Here is a 17,316-nt window from a genome sequence, read left to right as displayed (position 1 = left end):
TCGCTATTCCGCCGCCTGCGCGGCGGCCGCCTCGATCTCGGCCGCCTTGCGCTCGACCAGTTCGACGATGTGGTCGATCATCCGGTCGTTGCCCAGCGTATGCGCCTGCCGGCCCGCCAGATAGACCATGCCCTTCCCCGCGCCGCCACCGGTAAACCCGATGTCGGTCATCAGCGCCTCGCCCGGGCCGTTCACCACGCACCCGATGATCGACAGGCTCAGGCTGGTCGTCACATGCGCCAGACGTTCCTCCAGCGCCGAAACCGTCTTGATCACGTCGAATCCCTGCCGCGCGCAGGACGGGCAGGAGATGATCGTCACCCCCCGGTGCCGCAGGCCCAGCGACTTCAGGATCTCGAAGCCGACCTTCACCTCTTCCACGGGATCGGCCGACAGGCTGACCCGTATGGTGTCGCCGATCCCCATCCACAGCAGGTTGCCAAGGCCGATGGCCGATTTGACGGTGCCGCTGACCAGCCCGCCCGCCTCGGTGATCCCCAGGTGGATCGGCGCATCGGTCGCATCGGCAAGCTGCTGGTAGGCGGCGGCGGCCAGGAACACGTCCGACGCCTTCACGCTGATCTTGAATTCGTGGAAATCGTTGTCCTGCAACAGCCTGATGTGATCCAGGCCGCTTTCGACCATCGCATCGGGGCAGGGTTCGCCGTATTTCTCCAGCAGGTGCCGTTCCAGGCTTCCGGCGTTCACCCCGATGCGGATGCTGCAGCCGTGGTCCTTCGCGGCCTTCACCACCTCGCGCACCCGGGCGGCATCGCCGATGTTGCCCGGGTTGATGCGCAGGCAGGCCGCACCCGCCTCGGCGGCCTCGATCGCGCGCTTGTAGTGGAAATGGATGTCGGCCACGATCGGCACCGGGCTTTCCGCCACGATCTCGCGCAGGGCGCGGGTGCTGTCCTGATCGGGGGTCGAGATGCGCACGATGTCGGCGCCCGCGACCGCGCAGCGCTGCACCTGCTCGATGGTCGCGGCGACATCGGTGGTCAGCGTGTTCGTCATGGTCTGCACGCTGATCGGCGCGCCGCCGCCCACCAGCACCTTGCCGACGCGGATCTGGCGCGACGGACGCCGGTCGATGTTCCGCCAGGGGCGTATCGGATTGTGCGTCATGTCTGGGCCTGCCGGGTTCGGGATCGCGTGGCTCACAGATAACCCCGCCACGGCGTCCGGGCAACTGTGTCAATCCGGATTGACAGTGCGGCCGTCAGTCGGCGGCTGCCTCGGCAACCGTCGTGACATAGCGCGACAGGTCGGCATCGCGCGACAGGTCGGCCAGCGCATAGGCCTCGGTCAGCGCCTCCGGCGACAGCACCACGTTGCGCACCACCTGCGCCCCGGGCGCCGCCGGTCCATAGGCCTGCCCGTTGACCGAGAAATACAGCGAACCGGAATTGCCGGCACGCAAGAGCGGCGGCTGTTCCATCACCGGCACGGCGTAACGCTCGCCCGCATCGAGGATTTTCTCGAACAGTACCGTTCCGTCGGCCGATTGCACCCGCACCCATGACGGACGGACGGCCAGCAGCTCGACCCCCGGCGCGGCGGCGGCCAGCACCTGCACCGGCGCCTGCGCCGTATCCTCGGCGGTCAGCGCCTCGTCCACGGCAGCGGCGATGGCGTCGACCTCCCGGCGCGGGTCGATCGCGGCGATGGGGCCGTCGCGCGACACCATCACGGGCAGATCCAGCGCTTCGGGGCGATACAGCCGGTCGATGCCGCTGGGGCTGGCGCCCTGCGCCAGACCGGCGGGTGTCGCGCCGACAACCGCATCCGCGCCCCCCTCGGGCGCAGACCGGACCAGCGGGGGGGCGCCGGGAACATTGCCCAGCGGGTCGATATCGGCCACCACCTGCGGCGCCTGATCGACCGGGGCAAGCTGCACGCGCTGCACTTCCTGAAGAACCGACCAGCCGCCATAGCCAAGCGCCGAGATCAGCGCGACCAGAACCGCCACCGATCCGATGGCGCCCGGCTCGACCCGCGCCAGCACGCTCTCGCGGCGCGGCACGAAGGCGGTCGCCGGATCGGCGAAGGGATCGCGCCCGGGCGAGGCGCGGCGTTCGCGCGCCAGCGCGCTGGCGGGCGAGGACGCGGCCGCCGACATCCCGTGCGCCAGGGTGAAATTCGCCTCGGCGCAGAACCGGGCGAAGGACTCGTCGGGGTCCATGCCCAGATAGCGCGCGTAGGAGCGCACATAGCCGGCGATGAAGCCCGGCGTCTCGAAGGCCGACACATCGGCATTCTCGATCGCGGCGATGTAGGTGGCCTTGATCTTCAGGTCGCGCTGAACGTCCAGCAGGGATTTACCCATGGTCGCGCGCTCGCCGCGCATCAGGTCGCCCAGGCGCAGTTCAAAGTCGTCAAACCCCTTGGGTTTGGCCTCTGCTGGCGTCGAAGGTGTGGTCCTTCGCCCGATCATCCAAGCTGCCCCGTCCCGCCCCGTCTTGGTCGTTGTATCTGCCCGAGTCGCCCCCGGCAGTCTGTCGCGATTCCGCTCTATTGACGAAACGCTAACACATCACAAGGGCGTATGCACACGCAGAAAGCCGGATCACCCCGCCAGTTCGGCACGATTCAGCGCACAATGCCGCCACAGCCCGTCCATGGCGCGCACCAGATCGTCGATCATGCCCGCGTCATGCAGCGGCGAGGGCGTGAACCGCAGCCGCTCGGTGCCGCGCGGCACCGTCGGATAGTTGATCGGCTGCACATAGATGCCGTGGTTCTCCAGCAGCATGTCGCTCAGCATCTTGCAATGGATGGGGTCGCCCACATGCACCGGCACAATATGCGACCCGTTGTCGATGATCGGCAGGCCCAGCCCCCGCAGCCGCAGCTTCAGCGCGCGGGCCTGCGCCTGGTGACGGTCGCGCAGCGCCTGCGCCCCCTTCAGCACCCGCACCGAGGTCGCCGCACCCGCCGCCACGACCGGCGGCAGCGAGGTGGTGAAGATGAACCCGGGGGCATAGCTGCGGATCGCGTCGACCATCTTCGCACTTGCAGCAATGTACCCGCCGAACACGCCATAGGCCTTGGCCAGCGTGCCGTTCACGATGTCGATCCGGTGCGCCAGCCCGTCGCGCTCGGTCACCCCGCCGCCGCGCGGGCCGTACATGCCCACCGCATGCACCTCGTCGATGTAGGTCAGCGCGCCGAAGGCGTCCGCCGCGTCGCAGATCGCCGCGATCGGCCCGAAATCGCCGTCCATCGAATAGATGCTCTCGAAGGCCACCAGCTTGGGCGCCGCAGGGTCGTCCGCCGCCATCAGCTCCCGCAGATGCGCCGCGTCGTTGTGCCGGAACACCCGCCGCGCCCCGCCGTTCCGCCGGATCCCCTCGATCATCGAGGCATGGTTCAGCGCGTCGGAATAGATGATCAGCCCCGGAAACAGCCGGGGCAGCGTCGACAGCGTGGCATCGTTGGCGACATAGGCCGAGCTGAACACCAGCGCCGCCTCCTTGCCGTGCAGGTCGGCAAGCTCGGCCTCCAGCGCCTTGTGGAACACCGTGGTGCCCGAGATGTTGCGCGTGCCGCCCGACCCCGCGCCCGACCGGTCCAGCGCGCCATGCATCGCGGCCAGAACCTCGGGATGCTGGCCCATGCCCAGATAGTCGTTGCCGCACCATACCGTGATGTCGCGTGTCGTGCCGTCGGGACGGCGCCAGACCGCGCGCGGAAAATCGCCCTGCCGCCGCTCGATGTCGATGAAGGTGCGATAGCGCCCCTCGTCATGCAGACGCTTCAGCGCGGCATCGAGGGCGGCTTCGGGGTTCATGCTTGTCTCCGGTCGCTGGCGGAACCCCGGCAGGCCCGGAGTTCGCTTACTGCCGCAGCATGTATCGGCGGCGCATATTCAAGCTTTGATATTGATCAATTGCCGGTCTGGCGACAGGTCAATCTGACACACCCGCAGGCGATCCCCGTCAGTCGGCCACCACCACGCTGCAATCGCCCTTGCCCTTCACGTTGCATTCGGCCAGCGCGCGGGCCTGCGCCTCGGCGCCCTGTGCCAGCGCGAACTGCCCCGTCGCCGCCGACAGCGCCAGCGCGCGCGGCCCGCTGCGGCCATAGTCCTTGCGGAACGCCGCCGCCGCCGCCGCCGACATCTGCACCGGGCGCGGTTCCCACGCCGCGGGACGGATCAGCGCGACGATCACGCATTTCGCCCGCCCCTTCCGGCGCGCGTCGCAATCGGCCGCCGCCGCCGCAGCGGCCGCCTCGGTGCTGTGATAGTCCACCGCCGCCACCGTCGCCTCCGACATCAGCCCGTCGTCCGGCGAAAAGGCCACGGCACCGTAATGCGCCTGCCCCTTGGCAACCGTCGCCAGAACCTGCGCCTGCGCATCAGGCAGCGCCTTGTGGCGGATGATCTCGACCGAGACGCCCTTGTCCGGGATCAGCGCCTTGCGCGCCGCATCGCCGCCCAGCGGTTCGGCCACCGCCGGCCCCGCCGCAAGCATCATCGCCAGAACCGCCACCTTGCGCATCGCCGCCTCCTCGCACCCGACGATCGTTCTCCTAGCGCGGAACGCGCGGTCTGGACAGGGGCCGTTGCCCTGCTAGGGTCGCGCGCCGCATCACGACACGGAGAGTGCCATGCCCGCCCCCGCCGCGACCCCCGCCCTGCCCCCGGTGCTCGACGCGGTCGATGCCGCCCTGCCGCAGGCGATCGACCGCCTGATGGACCTCCTGCGCATACCCTCGATCTCGACCGACCCGGCCTATGCCGGCGATTGCGCCCGCGCCGCCGACTGGCTGGTGGCCGACCTGCGCGCGCTGGGCTTCACCGCCGCGGCGCATGCAACGCCCGGGCATCCGATGGTCGTCGGGCACGGCGGCGAGGGTGGCCCGCACCTGCTGTTCTACGGCCACTACGACGTGCAGCCGGTCGATCCGCTGTCGCTCTGGCACCGCGATCCCTTCGACCCCGCGATCGAGGACGGGCCGCGCGGCAAGGTGATCCGCGCGCGCGGCGCGTCCGACGACAAGGGCCAGCTCATGACCTTCATCGAGGCGATGCGCGCATGGAAATCGGTGCATGGCACCCTGCCCTGCCGCATCACGGTGTTCTGCGAGGGCGAGGAGGAATCGGGGTCGCCCTCGCTCATCCCGTTCATGCGCGAACAGGCGGAAACCCTGCGCGCCGACATCGCCCTGATCTGCGATACCGGGCTTTTCTCCGATCATGCGCCCGCCATCGTGACCATGCTGCGCGGCCTGACGGGCGAGGAATTCACCCTGCGCTGCGCCACGAAGGATCTGCATTCGGGGATGTATGGCGGGGCGGCGCTGAACCCGATCCGCGTGCTGACCCGGATTCTCGGCGGCATGCATGACGACCGGGGGCACGTGACGATTCCGGGCTTCTACGACGGCGTGGGCGAACTGCCCGAGACGATGCGCGCCCAGTGGCAGGGGCTGGCCTTCGATCACGCGCGGTTCCTGGGTGATGTCGGGCTCAGCGAACCGGCGGGCGAAACCGACCGCACACCGCTCGAAATGCTCTGGTCGCGCCCCACAGCCGAAATCAACGGCATCTGGGGCGGCTATACCGGCGACGGCTTCAAGACCGTGCTTCCGGCCGAGGCGCATGCCAAGGTCAGCTTTCGCCTCGTCGGCGATCAGGATCCCCACGCCGTGCGCGCGGCCTTCCGCGCCTGGGTCGAGGCCCAGCTTCCCCGCGATGCCCGCATCGAATGGCAGGCGCATGGCGCCAGCCCCGCCGGCCGGATGGCGATCGACCATCCCGCGTTCGAGGCCGCCCGCGCGGCGCTGACCGACGAATGGGGCCGCCCCGCGGCCTATGTCGGCTGCGGCGGGTCGATCCCGATCGCGGGATATTTCAAGTCGGTCCTCGGCATGGACGCGATGCTGATCGGCTTCGGCCGCGACGACGACCAGATCCACAGCCCGAACGAGAAATACGATCTCGAATGCTTCCACAGGGGCATCCGGTCCTGGGTCCGCATCCTCGACCGGCTGGCGGGCTGAGGCACCGGGCGCGCAGGCGAACGCGCGGGCCTGGGCCGCCCTGCGGCCCGGGAAACCGGCGCCCGCAGGGGACGATTCCTAACAGGTGGTTAACGCGCGCCGCCAAGTCATTGGAATCAAACGGCGCAGAAAGCGTCCCACCGTGGGACGCCTAGCCCGCCACCCCGCGCAGCAGCCGCGCCCGGCTTGGCGGGATCGACCGGATCTCCAGCCCCGTGAACACATGCAGCGTGTTCAGGTCCCGGTCGACGACCGCATGATCGCTGACCCAGCCCCCCATCATCAGATAGGTCCGCAGCAGGGGCGGCATCCCCAGCATCGCGCGCTTCGCGTCGGGTTTCCGCAGCCGCAGCTTCTGGGCGAACCGGAACACGTTCGGCGCCTTCACCCGCGGCAGCCAGCGGCGCGGCGCCAGATGCGCATCCTTCAGCATCGCGAAGGCATCCAGATAGGCCTCGGCCTCGGTGCCGTGGAACGACGAGCAGCCGAACAGCATCTCGACCCCCTCACGGTCCACCCAGGCGGTCATCGCCCCCCAGGCCACCCGCAGGATGTCGGCATCCTTCCAGTCGGGATGGATGCAGAACCTGCCCATCTCGACCATGCGGCCCTCATAGGCCGACAGCGCCCGCAGGTCGTAGAACTGCGCCGAATAGCTGCGGCTGATCTCGCAGCCCGCCGACAGCGGCAGCAGCCGGAAACAGGCGACCAGCGTGCCGCTCCGGGTTTCCTCGACCAGCATGTGGGTGCAGATCGCATCGAAGGCGTCGGCATCCTGCGGTCCGTCCGCCCCCCGGAAACACAGGGTCCGCAGATCCTGCGCGCGGGTGATGTCGTCCGGTGTGTCGGCGGTGCGGGCGCGATAGCGGCCCCGAAGAAGCGAGAGCACGGAAGGCTCCTCCTGCCTTGGCGGATGCGCATGGCCCGCCTAGATATGCGTATGGGTGGCATATCACGCAAGCCATGACGGCGATGCGACACAAGGGGCGGCGGCGATGGACGGAACGTCAGGCAACAGCGACGGCAAGGTGGTGAAGTCCGAGGCCGAATGGCGCGCGCAACTCTCGGACCTGGCCTACAAGGTGACGCGCCAGCACGGCACCGAACGGGCCTTCACCCATGACAACTTCCCCAAGGCCAGGGGCATCTTCCGCTGCATCTGCTGCGATGCCCCGCTGTTCGACCAGGCGCGCAAGTTCGACAGCGGCACCGGCTGGCCCTCGTTCTGGGCCCCGGCCGAAGACGCGCCCATCGCCACGACCGAGGATCGCAGCTGGTTCATGCGCCGGACCGAGGTGCACTGCGACCGCTGCGACGCGCATCTCGGCCACGTGTTTCCGGACGGACCGAAACCCACCGGCCTGCGCTACTGCATCAACGGGGTTGCCCTGCGGTTCGAACCGCAGCCGGACTAACCGCCAGGCGCCCCGCCGGCGTCAGCGCAGCAGCTCGCCCGCGTTGAACCGCCCGAAGTTCTGCAGCAGCTGGCGCACGAAGCTGAAGCTGCGGACGTTCGATTCGGTCACGCGGCGCGACAGGGCGACAACGCGCCCCTGCTCCAGCCCGAAGCGCTCGATGTTCTGCACCACGCCCGCCTGATCGTAGGTGATCGCGACGACCTGGCGCTCGATCTCCTTGGGTTCGCGCGGACCCATGTGGCGGAAACGGCTTTGCACATAGAACCAGCCGTCGTCGTTCAGCAGCCCCTGCGCCGAGGGTCGCCCGACCGTTTCGGCCACGCTGTCGCGCGTATCGACGCCCACCACGATCTCGGAGAGTTCCGCATCGGTCGGTGCGTAGCCATGCGTCCGGACGATCTGCGCGCAGGCCGCCGCCACCGCGAGTATTGCCACGGCAACACCCAGGCGCGCGCGCCGCATCCTCATCCCGCCCGACTGCCCCGCCATCGCCGCCTCTTGTTCCGGCCTCTTGTCCCGGGCGCCGCCTGCCCCTATGCGAAAGGTCAGGCCGCGCCGCCCTATCGGCTTAACGAAGGACGCGCGGCTGTTCAAGGAACATGCGCGTCGCCCTCCCGGCCCGCGCCCCTGACTGCGGAGGTCCCATGACAGACGCCGATGTCCCGCCGGATGCCCTGCCCTGGTCATGCCCATGGCCGGTGCGCAAGCTGCCCGCCCGCCGCACGCAGACCTTCGACCTGGCGCCCGACGCCGCGACGCGGGCCCGGATCGCGCGGTATCTCGACCTCATCGACCTGCCCGCGCTTCGGCTGTCCGGCGAACTGCGCCCCGTGGGGCGGCACGACGTGGAACTGCTGGCGCGGCTGACCGCGCGGGTGGTGCAGCCCTGCGCGGTGACCCTGGCCCCGGTGACCACCGATATCGCCGAGCCGGTGCGCCGCCTGTATGTGGCCGGGCACGAGGCGCCGCAGGGCGACGAGGTGGAACTGCCCGAGGACGTGGATACCGAGCCGCTGCCCGAGGCGATCGACGGCGGCGCTGTCGCGGTCGAGGCGCTGGCCCTGGCGCTGCCGCCCTATCCGCGGGCCCCGGGTGCGGGCCTGGGTGAGGCGGTCTTTGCCCCGCCGGGCATCGCGCCGCTGCGCGACGAGGATCTGCGACCCTTCGCGGGGCTTGCCGCACTGAAGGACAGCCTGTCGCGCGACCCGCCCGAGGACGAGCGCTGAGACACCGCGGCACAGGGCGAGAAAGCCCTTGCACCCGGGCGGAATCGCAGTATGTTCCGCGCCTCGTTCGAGGTTTGGCGCGCGTCGCCCCGGTTGTCGGGGCATGCCCCGGATCCGTGAGGAAAATCAGGGCCATCCGCCCGCATCTATCAAAGGTCGAGACATGGCTGTCCCGCAGAACCGAGTCACCAAATCCCGCCGCAACATGCGCCGTGCGCATGACGCGCTTGTCGCCGCCAATCCGGCGGAATGCCCGAACTGCGGCGAGCTGAAGCGCCCGCACCACGTTTGCGGCGCCTGCGGCCACTATGACGCCCGCGAGGTTGTGGCGACCGCGAAAGAGGTCGATCTGGACGAGGACGCGGCGTAAGCCGCGCCACTCCCGCCCTGCCATGCGCGATGCCGCCGACCGGCCCCCGACGGGCGAAGTAACGGGCGACGCGGGCCACGCCGCAGGGCGCATCGTGATATCGGTCGATGCGATGGGCAGCGACAGGGGTCCGGCGGCAGTGGTCGCCGGACTTGTGATTTCTGCCAGCAAGAACCCGGACATCGCCTTCATCCTGCATGGCGACGAGGCGGTGCTGCGCCCGCTGGTCAATCGCCGCCGCATGCTGGCCGGACGCTGCGAGGTCCGCCATGCGCCGCGCGCGGTGACGATGCACGACAAGCCCAGCCAGGTGATGCGGCACGGCGAGGGCACGTCGATGTGGTCCTGCATCGACGCGGTGAAATCGCGCGAGGCGACGGTGGCCGTGTCCTGCGGCAACACCGGCGCGCTGATGGCGCTGTCGATGATCAAGCTGCGCAAGCTGCCGGGCGTGAACCGCCCCGCGATCGCCTGCCTCTGGCCCAGCCGCAACACGGGCGGCTTCAACGTGATGCTCGACGTGGGCGCCGATATCCGCGCCGATGCCGACGACCTGCTGCAGTTCGCGACCATGGGCGCATCCTATGCGCGCAACGGCCTGAACCTGGACCGGCCGCGCGTCGGCCTGCTGAACGTGGGCACCGAGGAACACAAGGGCCGGGCCGAGCTGAAGCTTGCCCATGACAAGATGGCGGCGGCGGCCGAGGCCGGGGCCTACGAGTTCGTGGGTTTCGTGGAGGGCGGCGACATCCCGGGCAATCGCGCCGACGTCATCGTGACGGACGGGTTTACCGGCAACATCGCGCTGAAGACCGGCGAGGGGACGGCCAAGCTGATCTCGGACTTCCTGAAGGAGGCGTTCAACGCGACCTTCCTGTCGAAGATCGCGGCACTGCTGGCCATCACCTCGCTGCGGCGACTGCAGAAGCGCATCGACCCGCGCCGGGTGAATGGCGGCGTGTTCCTCGGGCTGAACGGAACCGTCGTGAAATCGCACGGCTCGGCCGATGCGACCGGCGTGGCGGCGGCCATAAAGCTGGCGTTCCAGCTTGCCAAGTCCGGCTTCAACGACCGCCTGGCGGCGCGGGTTGCCAGCACGGGCCGGGCGGGGCAGGATGCCGCGCAGTTGGGAGCGGGGGCAGAGTCAGCCGAATGAACGTGCGCGCCGTGGTCAGGGGCGTCGGGCACTATCTGCCCGAGCGCGTGGTGCCGAACAGCGAATTCGCCGCCCGCATCGAGACGTCGGACGAATGGATCCGGTCACGGTCGGGGATCGAGCGGCGGCATTTCGCGGCCCCCGGCCAGACCACGTCCGACCTTGCGATCCGCGCCGCGCAGGCCGCGCTGGCCGACGCGGGCCTTGCTGCCGACGATGTGGACGCCATCGTCCTGGCCACATCGACCGCCGACCTGACCTTCCCCTCGGCCGCGACCATGGTGCAGGCGGGTCTGGGCATGACGCGGGGCTTTGCCTATGACACCCAGGCCGTCTGCGCGGGCTTCGTGTTCGCGCTGGGACAGGCCGACGCGCTGATCCGGGGCGGCATGGCCGGACGGGTTCTGGTGATCGGCGCAGAGACCTTCAGCCGCCTGATGGACTGGGACGACCGCACCACGAGTGTGCTGTTCGGCGACGGCGCCGGGGCGCTGGTGCTCGAGGCGGCCGAGGGTGCGGGCACATCGGCTGACCGCGGCATCCTGTCGGTCGACCTGCATTCGGACGGGCGGCATCGCGACATCCTCTACGTCGACGGCGGCACCTCGACGGGAACGACGGGCCACCTGCGGATGCAGGGGAAAGAGGTGTTCCGCCACGCCGTCGAGAAGCTCGCCGAGACCGCCCATGCGGCGCTGGACAAGGCAGGGCTCTCGGGGGCGGATGTCGACTGGATCGTGCCGCATCAGGCCAACATCCGCATCATCGAAGCCACGGCAAAACGCATGCAGGTGCCCATGGAACGGGTCGTCGTGACCGTTCAGGACCATGGGAATACCTCTGCCGCATCGATTCCCCTGGCGCTGTCGATCGGCTGCGCGCGGGGCCAGATCAAGCGGGGCGACCTGGTCGTGACCGAGGCAATCGGCGGCGGACTGGCCTGGGGGGCTGTCGTCCTGCGCTGGTAGGCCCGCCGACCGGCGGAATCGCGCATTTGAAGAACGCGGCCCAAGTGTCTGATATTGACTCGCAAAATCCCGGCGCGCATCCTGCCGGGAAACAAGCGTGGGGGGACGACATGGGCGACCGGACTTTGACCCGGATGGACCTGAGCGAAGCGGTGTTCCGCGAGGTGGGCCTCAGCCGCAACGAAAGCGCGCAACTTGTGGAAAGCGTGCTGCAGCACATGTCCGACGCCCTGGCGGCAGGCGAGACCGTGAAGATCTCGTCGTTCGGCACGTTCTCGATCCGCGACAAGTCGGCCCGCGTCGGCCGCAATCCCAAAACCGGCGACGAGGTTCCGATCAGCCCGCGCCGTGTCCTGACCTTCCGCCCCTCGCATCTGATGAAGGATCGCGTGGCTGCCGGGGCCAAGGCCTGAGCCTGCAGGAAGGGGGGTAAGTGGACAAGTCGCCCGACGCCTTCCGCACGATCAGCGAGGTTGCCGAATATCTGGATACCCCGGCGCATGTCCTGCGTTTCTGGGAAAGCCGGTTTCCGCAGGTGCGGCCGGTCAAGCGGGCGGGTGGGCGGCGATACTACCGGCCCTCCGACGTGGCCCTTCTGGCGGGCATCCGGCGGCTGCTGCATGACGAGGGCATGACCATACGGGGTGTACAGAAAGTGCTGCGCGAACAGGGTGTCCGGCATGTCGCGGGCCTGTCGGCCGACGATGCGGCGGCGTTCGATCCGGTTGCCGCCGACGATGTGCCGCGCGCTGACATGCCGGTGGCGGAGATCTGGGACGGCGACGCGGATGCCGCACCTGGCGCCGAGGTGCGGGCCGGTCCGGACAGTTGGTTCGCGGCGGCGGGGGGCGATGAAGCCCCCGACGCGGCAGCAGAGGTGCCCGCCGAGCCGGTGTTGCCCGCGAGGCCGGACGGTGACGATGTGAGGGCGCCTGCGGCACCGGCGCAGGCGCCGCCGCAACCCGACGGGGCGCCGGATGGTTCGCGCGGTCCGCTTGACGGGCTTCCGCTGTTCTCGGGCGGGTTCGCGCAGCGGGAAGCGCCTGCCGCCCCGCCGCCGCCCGATCCCGCGGCCGCGTCGGCCCTGCCCCCCATGGCGACCCGTCTGCGCGCCTTGCGGGTGGGTGCGCTTGCCCCGCGTGCCGAGGCCGTAGCCCCCCTGCGCGCCGCGCTGGCCGACCTGTCCGAGCGGCTGGCGGACCGCAGCCCCCGCCGCTGACGCCGGGCCCGTCGTGGCAACCGCCTTTTCCCGCTTGCCCCTGACCGGAAAACCGGTATGTATCCCGGCGTTCGGGCCGTGGCGCAGCCTGGTTAGCGCGTCCGTCTGGGGGGCGGAAGGTCGCGAGTTCGAATCTCGCCGGCCCGACCATCATCGAAACCGCCCGCCGTCCGAAGGGACGCGCGGGCGGTTCCGTTCCGGGGGGATCGAATGACGGCGCACGGCGTTCTGCCCGCACAGACCCTGCGGTCACTGATCACCAGCGGGGCGATCTCGGCGGACGGCGCCGTGCTGCCGGTGCAGGTGCAGCCGGCCAGCCTTGACCTGCGGCTGGGGGGCGAGGCGATCCGCGTGCGCGCGTCCTTCCTGACCGGCGCGGGCCGCAGCGTGCAGGACCGGCTGGCCGATTTCGAGATGCACCGGGTGGACCTGACGAAGGGCGCGGTGCTGGAACGCGGCTGCGTCTATCTGATTCCGCTGGCAGAACGGCTGGCCCTGCCTGCGGCTGTGTCGGGTGTTGCGAACGCCAAGTCCTCGACCGGGCGGCTGGACCTGCTGACCCGGACGATCACCGACGGCGGTGTCGAGTTCGACCGCATACCCGCCGGATACAGGGGCCCGCTGTGGGCCGAGGTTTGCCCGAGGTCCTTCTCGGTCCTTGTGCGCAGCGGCATGCGGCTGAACCAGCTCCGCCTGCGGCAGGGCGAGGCGGTCCTGGACGATGCCGCGCTGAGCGCGCTTCATGCGGCGGTGCCGCTGGTCGACGGCCCTGCGGTGATCGCGGGCGGGCTGGGATTCTCGGTCGATCTGGAGGCGAAGGACGGCGATCTGGTGGGCTGGCGCGCAAAGCCGCACAGCGGCGTGATCGACCTGGACCGGATCGGGCACTACGTCGCCACCGATTTCTGGGAGCCGCTGACGGCCCGGAACGGGCAGCTGATCCTCGATCCGGGGGCGTTCTACATTCTTGTCAGCCGCGAGGCGGTGACGATCCCGCCCGATCATGCCGCCGAGATGGCGCCCTACCTTGCCATGGTCGGTGAGTTCCGGGTGCACTACGCGGGTTTCTTCGATCCCGGGTTCGGCTGGGCCGCGGCGGGCGGCGCGGGATCGCGGGGCGTTCTGGAAGTGCGCTGCCACGAGGCACCCTTTGTGCTGGAGCACGGGCAGGTCGTGGGTCGGCTGGTCTATGAGCGGATGGCCGAGGTGCCCGATGTGCTCTACGGCGCGGGAATGGCGTCGAACTACCAGGGCCAGGGCCTGAAGCTGTCGAAGCATTTCCGGGGCTGACAGGCCCCTGCGCAGGGCCCGGTGCTACTTGCCCAGCCGCCGGGTGACGCGGGCCGCCTGCCGTGCCCGCTTGGCAAGTTCGCGCCCGCGCGCCGCCTGATCGCGCTCGGCCGGTGTCATGTCCTTGGGCGCCTTGCCCTTCGCCGCCGTATGGCGAATGCCCTTGTTGATCGCGGTATTGACCCCGCGCCGCAGGAAGCGGTTGATGATCATCCGGATGACGCCGCCGAAATCCATGCCCTACTCCTCGAACATCTCGCTCTGGCCGGTGGTCCCGGCGTCATCGTCGTCCTCGCCCGATCCGCCCATGCCGGACGGAAGCGGGCGACTGTCAAGCAGGCCCGCCGCGCGCAGGTCCTTCAGCCCAGGCAGATCGCGCGCGGTCTCCAGGCCGAAGTGATCGAGGAACGCCTCGGTGACCACGAAGGTGACCGGGCGCCCCGGGGACATGCGGCGGCGGCCGAAGCGGATCCAGTCCATTTCAAGCAACTGGTCGATGGTGCCCCGGCTGACCGCCACCCCGCGGATTTCCTCGATCTCGGCGCGGGTCACGGGCTGATGATAGGCCACGATCGCCAGCGTCTCGATTGCCGCCCGCGACAGCTTGCGGTGCTCGACCACGTCCTTCTGCATCAGGAAGCCCAGATCGGCGGCCGTGCGGAAGGCCCAGGCATCGCCCACGCGCACCAGGTTGACCCCCCTGCCCTCGTACCGGCGGCGCAGCAGCACCATCGCCTCGGCCGGATCGCAGCCATGTGGCATCCGCGCGGCAAGATCCGCCAGCGTCACGGGTTCGGCCGAGGCAAAGAGCATCGCCTCGATCATCCGCTCCTGCTCGGCCAGGGGCGGGGCTGCGAACAGGCCGGGTTCGGGCGCCTCGGTCATGTCTCGCGCCGCCGGATCATCAGGGGGGCAAAGGTATCGGCCTGCCGCAGGTCGACATGCCCGCGCTTGGCCAGTTCGAGGATCGCCGCGAAATGCGCCGCCGTGGCCGATCGCCGCCGCATCGGATGCCCGCCCCAACCTTCGGGCAGGAACGAGGCAAGATCCGACCACTGTGCAGCGTGACCGATCAGGCCACGCAGCCGGTCAAGCGCCTGCTCCATGGTGAAGACATGGTCGCGCTCCATGGCGTAGGGGCGGAACTCGTCCTTGGTGCGGATGCGGGCATAGGCGCGCATCAGGTCCATCAGCGTTGCGCCGAAATGCACCTTCCGCAGCCGCACGACATCCTCGGGCAGGCCACGGACAAAGCGGTCCCGCCCCAGCCGGTCGCGCGCCATCAGCCGGGCGGCCGCGTCGCGCATCGCTTCCAGCCGTGCAAGCTGAAAGGCCAGGTGCGCGGCCAGATCCTCGGCCGAGGGGCCTTCCTCCTCGGGGTCCGGGGGCAGCAGCAGGCGCGATTTCAGATAGGCAAGCCAGGCGGCCATGACCAGGTAATCCGCCGCCAGCTCGATGCGCAGGCTGCGCGCACGGTCCACGAAGGCCAGATACTGTTCCGCCAGGTTCAGCACCGATATCCGGCGCAGGTCCACCTTCTGCGTCCGCGACAGCGTCAGAAGCAGGTCGAGCGGACCCTCGAACCCATCCACGTCGACAATCAGCGACTCGGCCGCCAGCCGGTCGGCGGTCGTCACGGGTTCGGTGCTGTCCCAGTCATCCGCCAAGGGCCACCCCGCCAGCAAGGCCCCGAAGTTCGGCCTCGAGCGCGGGGATGTCAACGGGGTCGGGCAACTGCCGTGCCGCAATGGCGCGGGCCGCACGATCAGCCGCCACCGCCGACAGGCGTCCGGCGGCTTCGGCGACGCGTTCCATCTCGGGGCGCTTGCCGTTGCAGTGCAGCGCGATGTCGCAGCCTGCCGCGAGGGCGGCAGCGGCCCGGCTGCCCACATCACCCGACAGCGCGTGCATCGACAGATCGTCGGTCATCAGTAGCCCGCCGAAACCGATCCGGTGGCGGATCAGCGCGATCAGCGCGGGCGAGGTCGTGGCAGGGGCGCTGTCGATGCTGCGGAACACCAGATGCGCGGTCATTGCCATCGGCAGGTCGGCAAGCGCGGCGAACGGCGCGAAATCCGTCGCTTCCAGTTCCGGCAGCGCCGCGCCGGTCTCGGGCAGGTGGTGGTGGCTGTCGGCGGTGCCGCGCCCATGGCCCGGCATGTGCTTGGCCACGGGCAGCACGCCGCCGGACAGATGCGCCTCGGCCACGGCACGGCCGATCGCGGCGACGGTGGCGGGGTCGGACCCGAGGCAGCGGTTCAGCAGGAAGGGATGCGTTTCCGGGCGTGCCAGATCGAGGCAGGGCGAGGCATTGGCGTCGATGCCGCAGGCGCGCAGTTCATGCGCGATCAGGCGCGACCGCAGCCAGAAGGCGCGCGGCGCCTGCGGCCCCGCCGCCGCAGCCAGCGTCAGGGGGGGCGACCATTCGCGCCAGTGCGGGGCACGCAACCGCTGCACGCGGCCGCCTTCCTGATCGGTCATCACGACCGCATTCCGCCCGACCGCATCGCGCAGGTCGCCTGTCAGGCGGCGCAGCTGCGCCGGGCTTTCGACGTTGCGGGCGAACAGGATGAAGCCCCAGGGATCAGCCTCGCGGAAGAACGCCGCCTCATCCGCCGAAAGGTCGCGCCCGGCACAGCCCAGTATCGTGGCGCCCGCAGACATCACCGCAGGGTAACCGGGATACAGGCTGTCTGTTCGGCAAGCAGGACGGCACAGAACCGGCGCGCGTCGGCCTCGGACTCGAAACCCTGCGCGCGCAGGCGCCAGAACGCCCGGCCGCCCGACTGCGCCTCCTGCACCACGCGCGCCTTGCCTGCCATGAGATCGCCGAAACGGATCGCCACGCGGTCCCATTCGGCACGCGCGAGATCGGCCGTTTCGAAGGCGCCAAGCTGAACCAGACGCATTCCGGGCGAAAGGCTGGCGGCGTCGACCTCGGCCGCCGGTGCGGCGGCCAGTGCCGTCGGTTCGACATTGGCACGCGCCGCCGGTTCGGCCTGGCTGCCCGGACGGGGCCTTGGGCGCACGGCCGAGGCGACGGCGCCGCGCGGCATCCCGGGGCCAAGGCGCAGCACCGGCTCGGCCACCTGGCCCGAACCGTCGAGCGACCCGGACAAGGCTGTCGCGGTGTCCGACAGCCGCGCCACAGCGTCCGCGTCCTGCCCCAGTGCTTCGGCCAGGGCGGCGGCGATGGCATCCTCCTGCGTGACTGGGGCGGACGGCGCGGCGGGCATTGGTGGCAGTTCCAGCGCGACCGCACCCTCGGCCCGGCCCGACACCGGCGCCGCCAGCGCGGCCAGCGTGCCGGCCAGATCCTCGTCGGCCAGATCGACGGGTGCGGGGGCAAGGACCAGCCGGTCGGCCGGGCCCGTCGCCGCGCCGGCGGCTGCGACCTCGTTCACGGCAAGGCCCATGTGGGCGGCGATCTCGCCTCCGGGGGCTTCGGGGGCCACGCGCATCGGCCCCTCCATCGCGCGCACCACCGGCACACCCGACACGTCGCGCACCGCAAGCTTGTAGCCCCATGCGCCCAGTCCCAGCACCAGCGCCACCGAAAGCCCCGCCGCCACCAGACTGACTGTCCGCGCCATCACGCCGTGGGAAACGCCCAAGGGCGAATCCGCTTCGAACCGATCGAAGTCAACTTCTGCCATGCTC

The 17,316-nt window shown here is 70.0% G+C and carries 20 protein-coding genes and 1 tRNA gene; 10 read left to right on the top strand and 11 right to left on the bottom strand.

From position 1 onward, the window contains the following. Positions 1-3 precede the first annotated feature (3 nt). The 4 genes from ispG to KF887_09405 all read right to left on the bottom strand — a co-directional run bounded on the left by ispG (position 4) and on the right by KF887_09405 (position 4,505). Entirely contained in the window at positions 4-1,128 is a 1,125-nt protein-coding gene (gene ispG, locus KF887_09420) for a flavodoxin-dependent (E)-4-hydroxy-3-methylbut-2-enyl-diphosphate synthase (GenBank protein ID QYK43283.1), read from the bottom strand. Between the two features lie 94 nt (positions 1,129-1,222). Next, entirely contained in the window at positions 1,223-2,350 is a 1,128-nt protein-coding gene (locus KF887_09415) for a DUF4115 domain-containing protein (GenBank protein QYK43509.1), read from the bottom strand. A 219-nt stretch (positions 2,351-2,569) separates the two neighbouring features. Next, positions 2,570-3,793 (bottom strand): 5-aminolevulinate synthase, encoded by a 1,224-nt coding sequence (hemA, locus tag KF887_09410; protein ID QYK43282.1) that lies wholly within the window; start codon positions 3,791-3,793, stop codon positions 2,570-2,572. Between the two features lie 148 nt (positions 3,794-3,941). Then, the gene (locus KF887_09405; protein ID QYK43281.1) at positions 3,942-4,505 is read right to left on the bottom strand and encodes a DUF4189 domain-containing protein; all 564 of its coding nucleotides are present in this window, start codon (positions 4,503-4,505) and stop codon (positions 3,942-3,944) included. Between the two features lie 109 nt (positions 4,506-4,614). On the opposite strand from KF887_09405, the gene KF887_09400 reads away from it, so the two are divergent. Beyond that, complete coding sequence (locus KF887_09400; GenBank protein QYK43280.1) at positions 4,615-6,009, top strand: M20/M25/M40 family metallo-hydrolase; 1,395 nt, start codon at positions 4,615-4,617, stop codon at positions 6,007-6,009. A 151-nt stretch (positions 6,010-6,160) separates the two neighbouring features. On the opposite strand, the gene KF887_09395 is transcribed toward KF887_09400, so the two are convergent. Next, positions 6,161-6,898, bottom strand: coding sequence for a GNAT family N-acetyltransferase (locus tag KF887_09395; GenBank protein ID QYK43279.1), 738 nt, complete (start codon positions 6,896-6,898; stop codon positions 6,161-6,163). Between the two features lie 106 nt (positions 6,899-7,004). Between KF887_09395 and msrB the strand changes: the two genes are divergently transcribed. Then, positions 7,005-7,424: a peptide-methionine (R)-S-oxide reductase MsrB gene (msrB, locus tag KF887_09390; protein ID QYK43508.1), complete on the top strand. Its 420-nt coding sequence runs from the start codon at positions 7,005-7,007 to the stop codon at positions 7,422-7,424. A gap of 21 nt (positions 7,425-7,445) precedes the next feature. Here the strand turns inward: msrB and KF887_09385 are convergent, their stop codons facing one another. Further along, a complete protein-coding gene (locus KF887_09385) occupies positions 7,446-7,916 on the bottom strand; it encodes an outer membrane protein assembly factor BamE (protein QYK43278.1) in 471 nt (156 codons plus the stop codon). A gap of 155 nt (positions 7,917-8,071) precedes the next feature. Here KF887_09385 and KF887_09380 point away from each other — a divergent pair, with 155 nt between their 5' ends. The 8 genes from KF887_09380 (at position 8,072) to KF887_09345 (ending at position 13,656) form a co-directional block, all read left to right on the top strand. After that, entirely contained in the window at positions 8,072-8,653 is a 582-nt protein-coding gene (locus tag KF887_09380) for a DUF177 domain-containing protein (GenBank protein ID QYK43277.1), read from the top strand. A 163-nt stretch (positions 8,654-8,816) separates the two neighbouring features. Next, positions 8,817-9,023, top strand: a complete 207-nt coding sequence (rpmF, locus tag KF887_09375) for a 50S ribosomal protein L32 (GenBank protein ID QYK43276.1) — start codon at positions 8,817-8,819, stop codon at positions 9,021-9,023. 22 nt (positions 9,024-9,045) lie between these two features. Further along, complete coding sequence (gene plsX / locus KF887_09370) at positions 9,046-10,179, top strand: phosphate acyltransferase PlsX (GenBank protein QYK43275.1); 1,134 nt, start codon at positions 9,046-9,048, stop codon at positions 10,177-10,179. Further along, a complete protein-coding gene (locus KF887_09365) occupies positions 10,176-11,147 on the top strand; it encodes a ketoacyl-ACP synthase III (GenBank protein QYK43274.1) in 972 nt (323 codons plus the stop codon). Before plsX ends, KF887_09365 begins: the two co-directional genes overlap by 4 nt. A gap of 110 nt (positions 11,148-11,257) precedes the next feature. Beyond that, positions 11,258-11,560 carry an integration host factor subunit alpha gene (ihfA, locus tag KF887_09360; protein QYK43273.1) on the top strand — a complete coding sequence of 101 codons (303 nt, stop codon included), beginning with the start codon at positions 11,258-11,260 and terminating at the stop codon, positions 11,558-11,560. Positions 11,561-11,580: 20 nt separating this feature from the next. Next, entirely contained in the window at positions 11,581-12,366 is a 786-nt protein-coding gene (locus KF887_09355; protein ID QYK43272.1) for a MerR family transcriptional regulator, read from the top strand. Between the two features lie 72 nt (positions 12,367-12,438). Beyond that, positions 12,439-12,516: transfer RNA gene (locus KF887_09350), tRNA-Pro, on the top strand. A gap of 60 nt (positions 12,517-12,576) precedes the next feature. Further along, entirely contained in the window at positions 12,577-13,656 is a 1,080-nt protein-coding gene (locus KF887_09345) for a 2'-deoxycytidine 5'-triphosphate deaminase (GenBank protein QYK43271.1), read from the top strand. A gap of 24 nt (positions 13,657-13,680) precedes the next feature. On the opposite strand, the gene KF887_09340 is transcribed toward KF887_09345, so the two are convergent. Genes KF887_09340 through KF887_09320 form a run of 5 tightly spaced genes read right to left on the bottom strand, consistent with a single transcriptional unit; the run spans position 13,681 to position 17,312 of the window. Beyond that, positions 13,681-13,893 (bottom strand): hypothetical protein, encoded by a 213-nt coding sequence (locus KF887_09340; GenBank protein QYK43270.1) that lies wholly within the window; start codon positions 13,891-13,893, stop codon positions 13,681-13,683. A 3-nt stretch (positions 13,894-13,896) separates the two neighbouring features. Then, complete coding sequence (gene scpB, locus KF887_09335) at positions 13,897-14,541, bottom strand: SMC-Scp complex subunit ScpB (protein QYK43269.1); 645 nt, start codon at positions 14,539-14,541, stop codon at positions 13,897-13,899. After that, positions 14,538-15,323 carry a segregation/condensation protein A gene (locus tag KF887_09330; protein ID QYK43268.1) on the bottom strand — a complete coding sequence of 262 codons (786 nt, stop codon included), beginning with the start codon at positions 15,321-15,323 and terminating at the stop codon, positions 14,538-14,540. The genes scpB and KF887_09330 overlap by 4 nt, the downstream gene beginning before the upstream one ends. Continuing rightward, entirely contained in the window at positions 15,313-16,323 is a 1,011-nt protein-coding gene (locus tag KF887_09325) for a glycoside hydrolase family 3 protein (protein QYK43267.1), read from the bottom strand. Before KF887_09325 ends, KF887_09330 begins: the two co-directional genes overlap by 11 nt. Then, positions 16,320-17,312, bottom strand: coding sequence for an SPOR domain-containing protein (locus KF887_09320; GenBank protein QYK43266.1), 993 nt, complete (start codon positions 17,310-17,312; stop codon positions 16,320-16,322). The genes KF887_09325 and KF887_09320 overlap by 4 nt, the downstream gene beginning before the upstream one ends. Positions 17,313-17,316: the final 4 nt, after the last annotated feature.

This window comes from Paracoccaceae bacterium, assembly GCA_019454225.1.
Lineage (GTDB): Bacteria > Pseudomonadota > Alphaproteobacteria > Rhodobacterales > Rhodobacteraceae.
The sequence above is the reverse complement of the archived record's forward strand: the minus strand, read 5'-3'. Positions and strand labels throughout refer to the sequence as shown.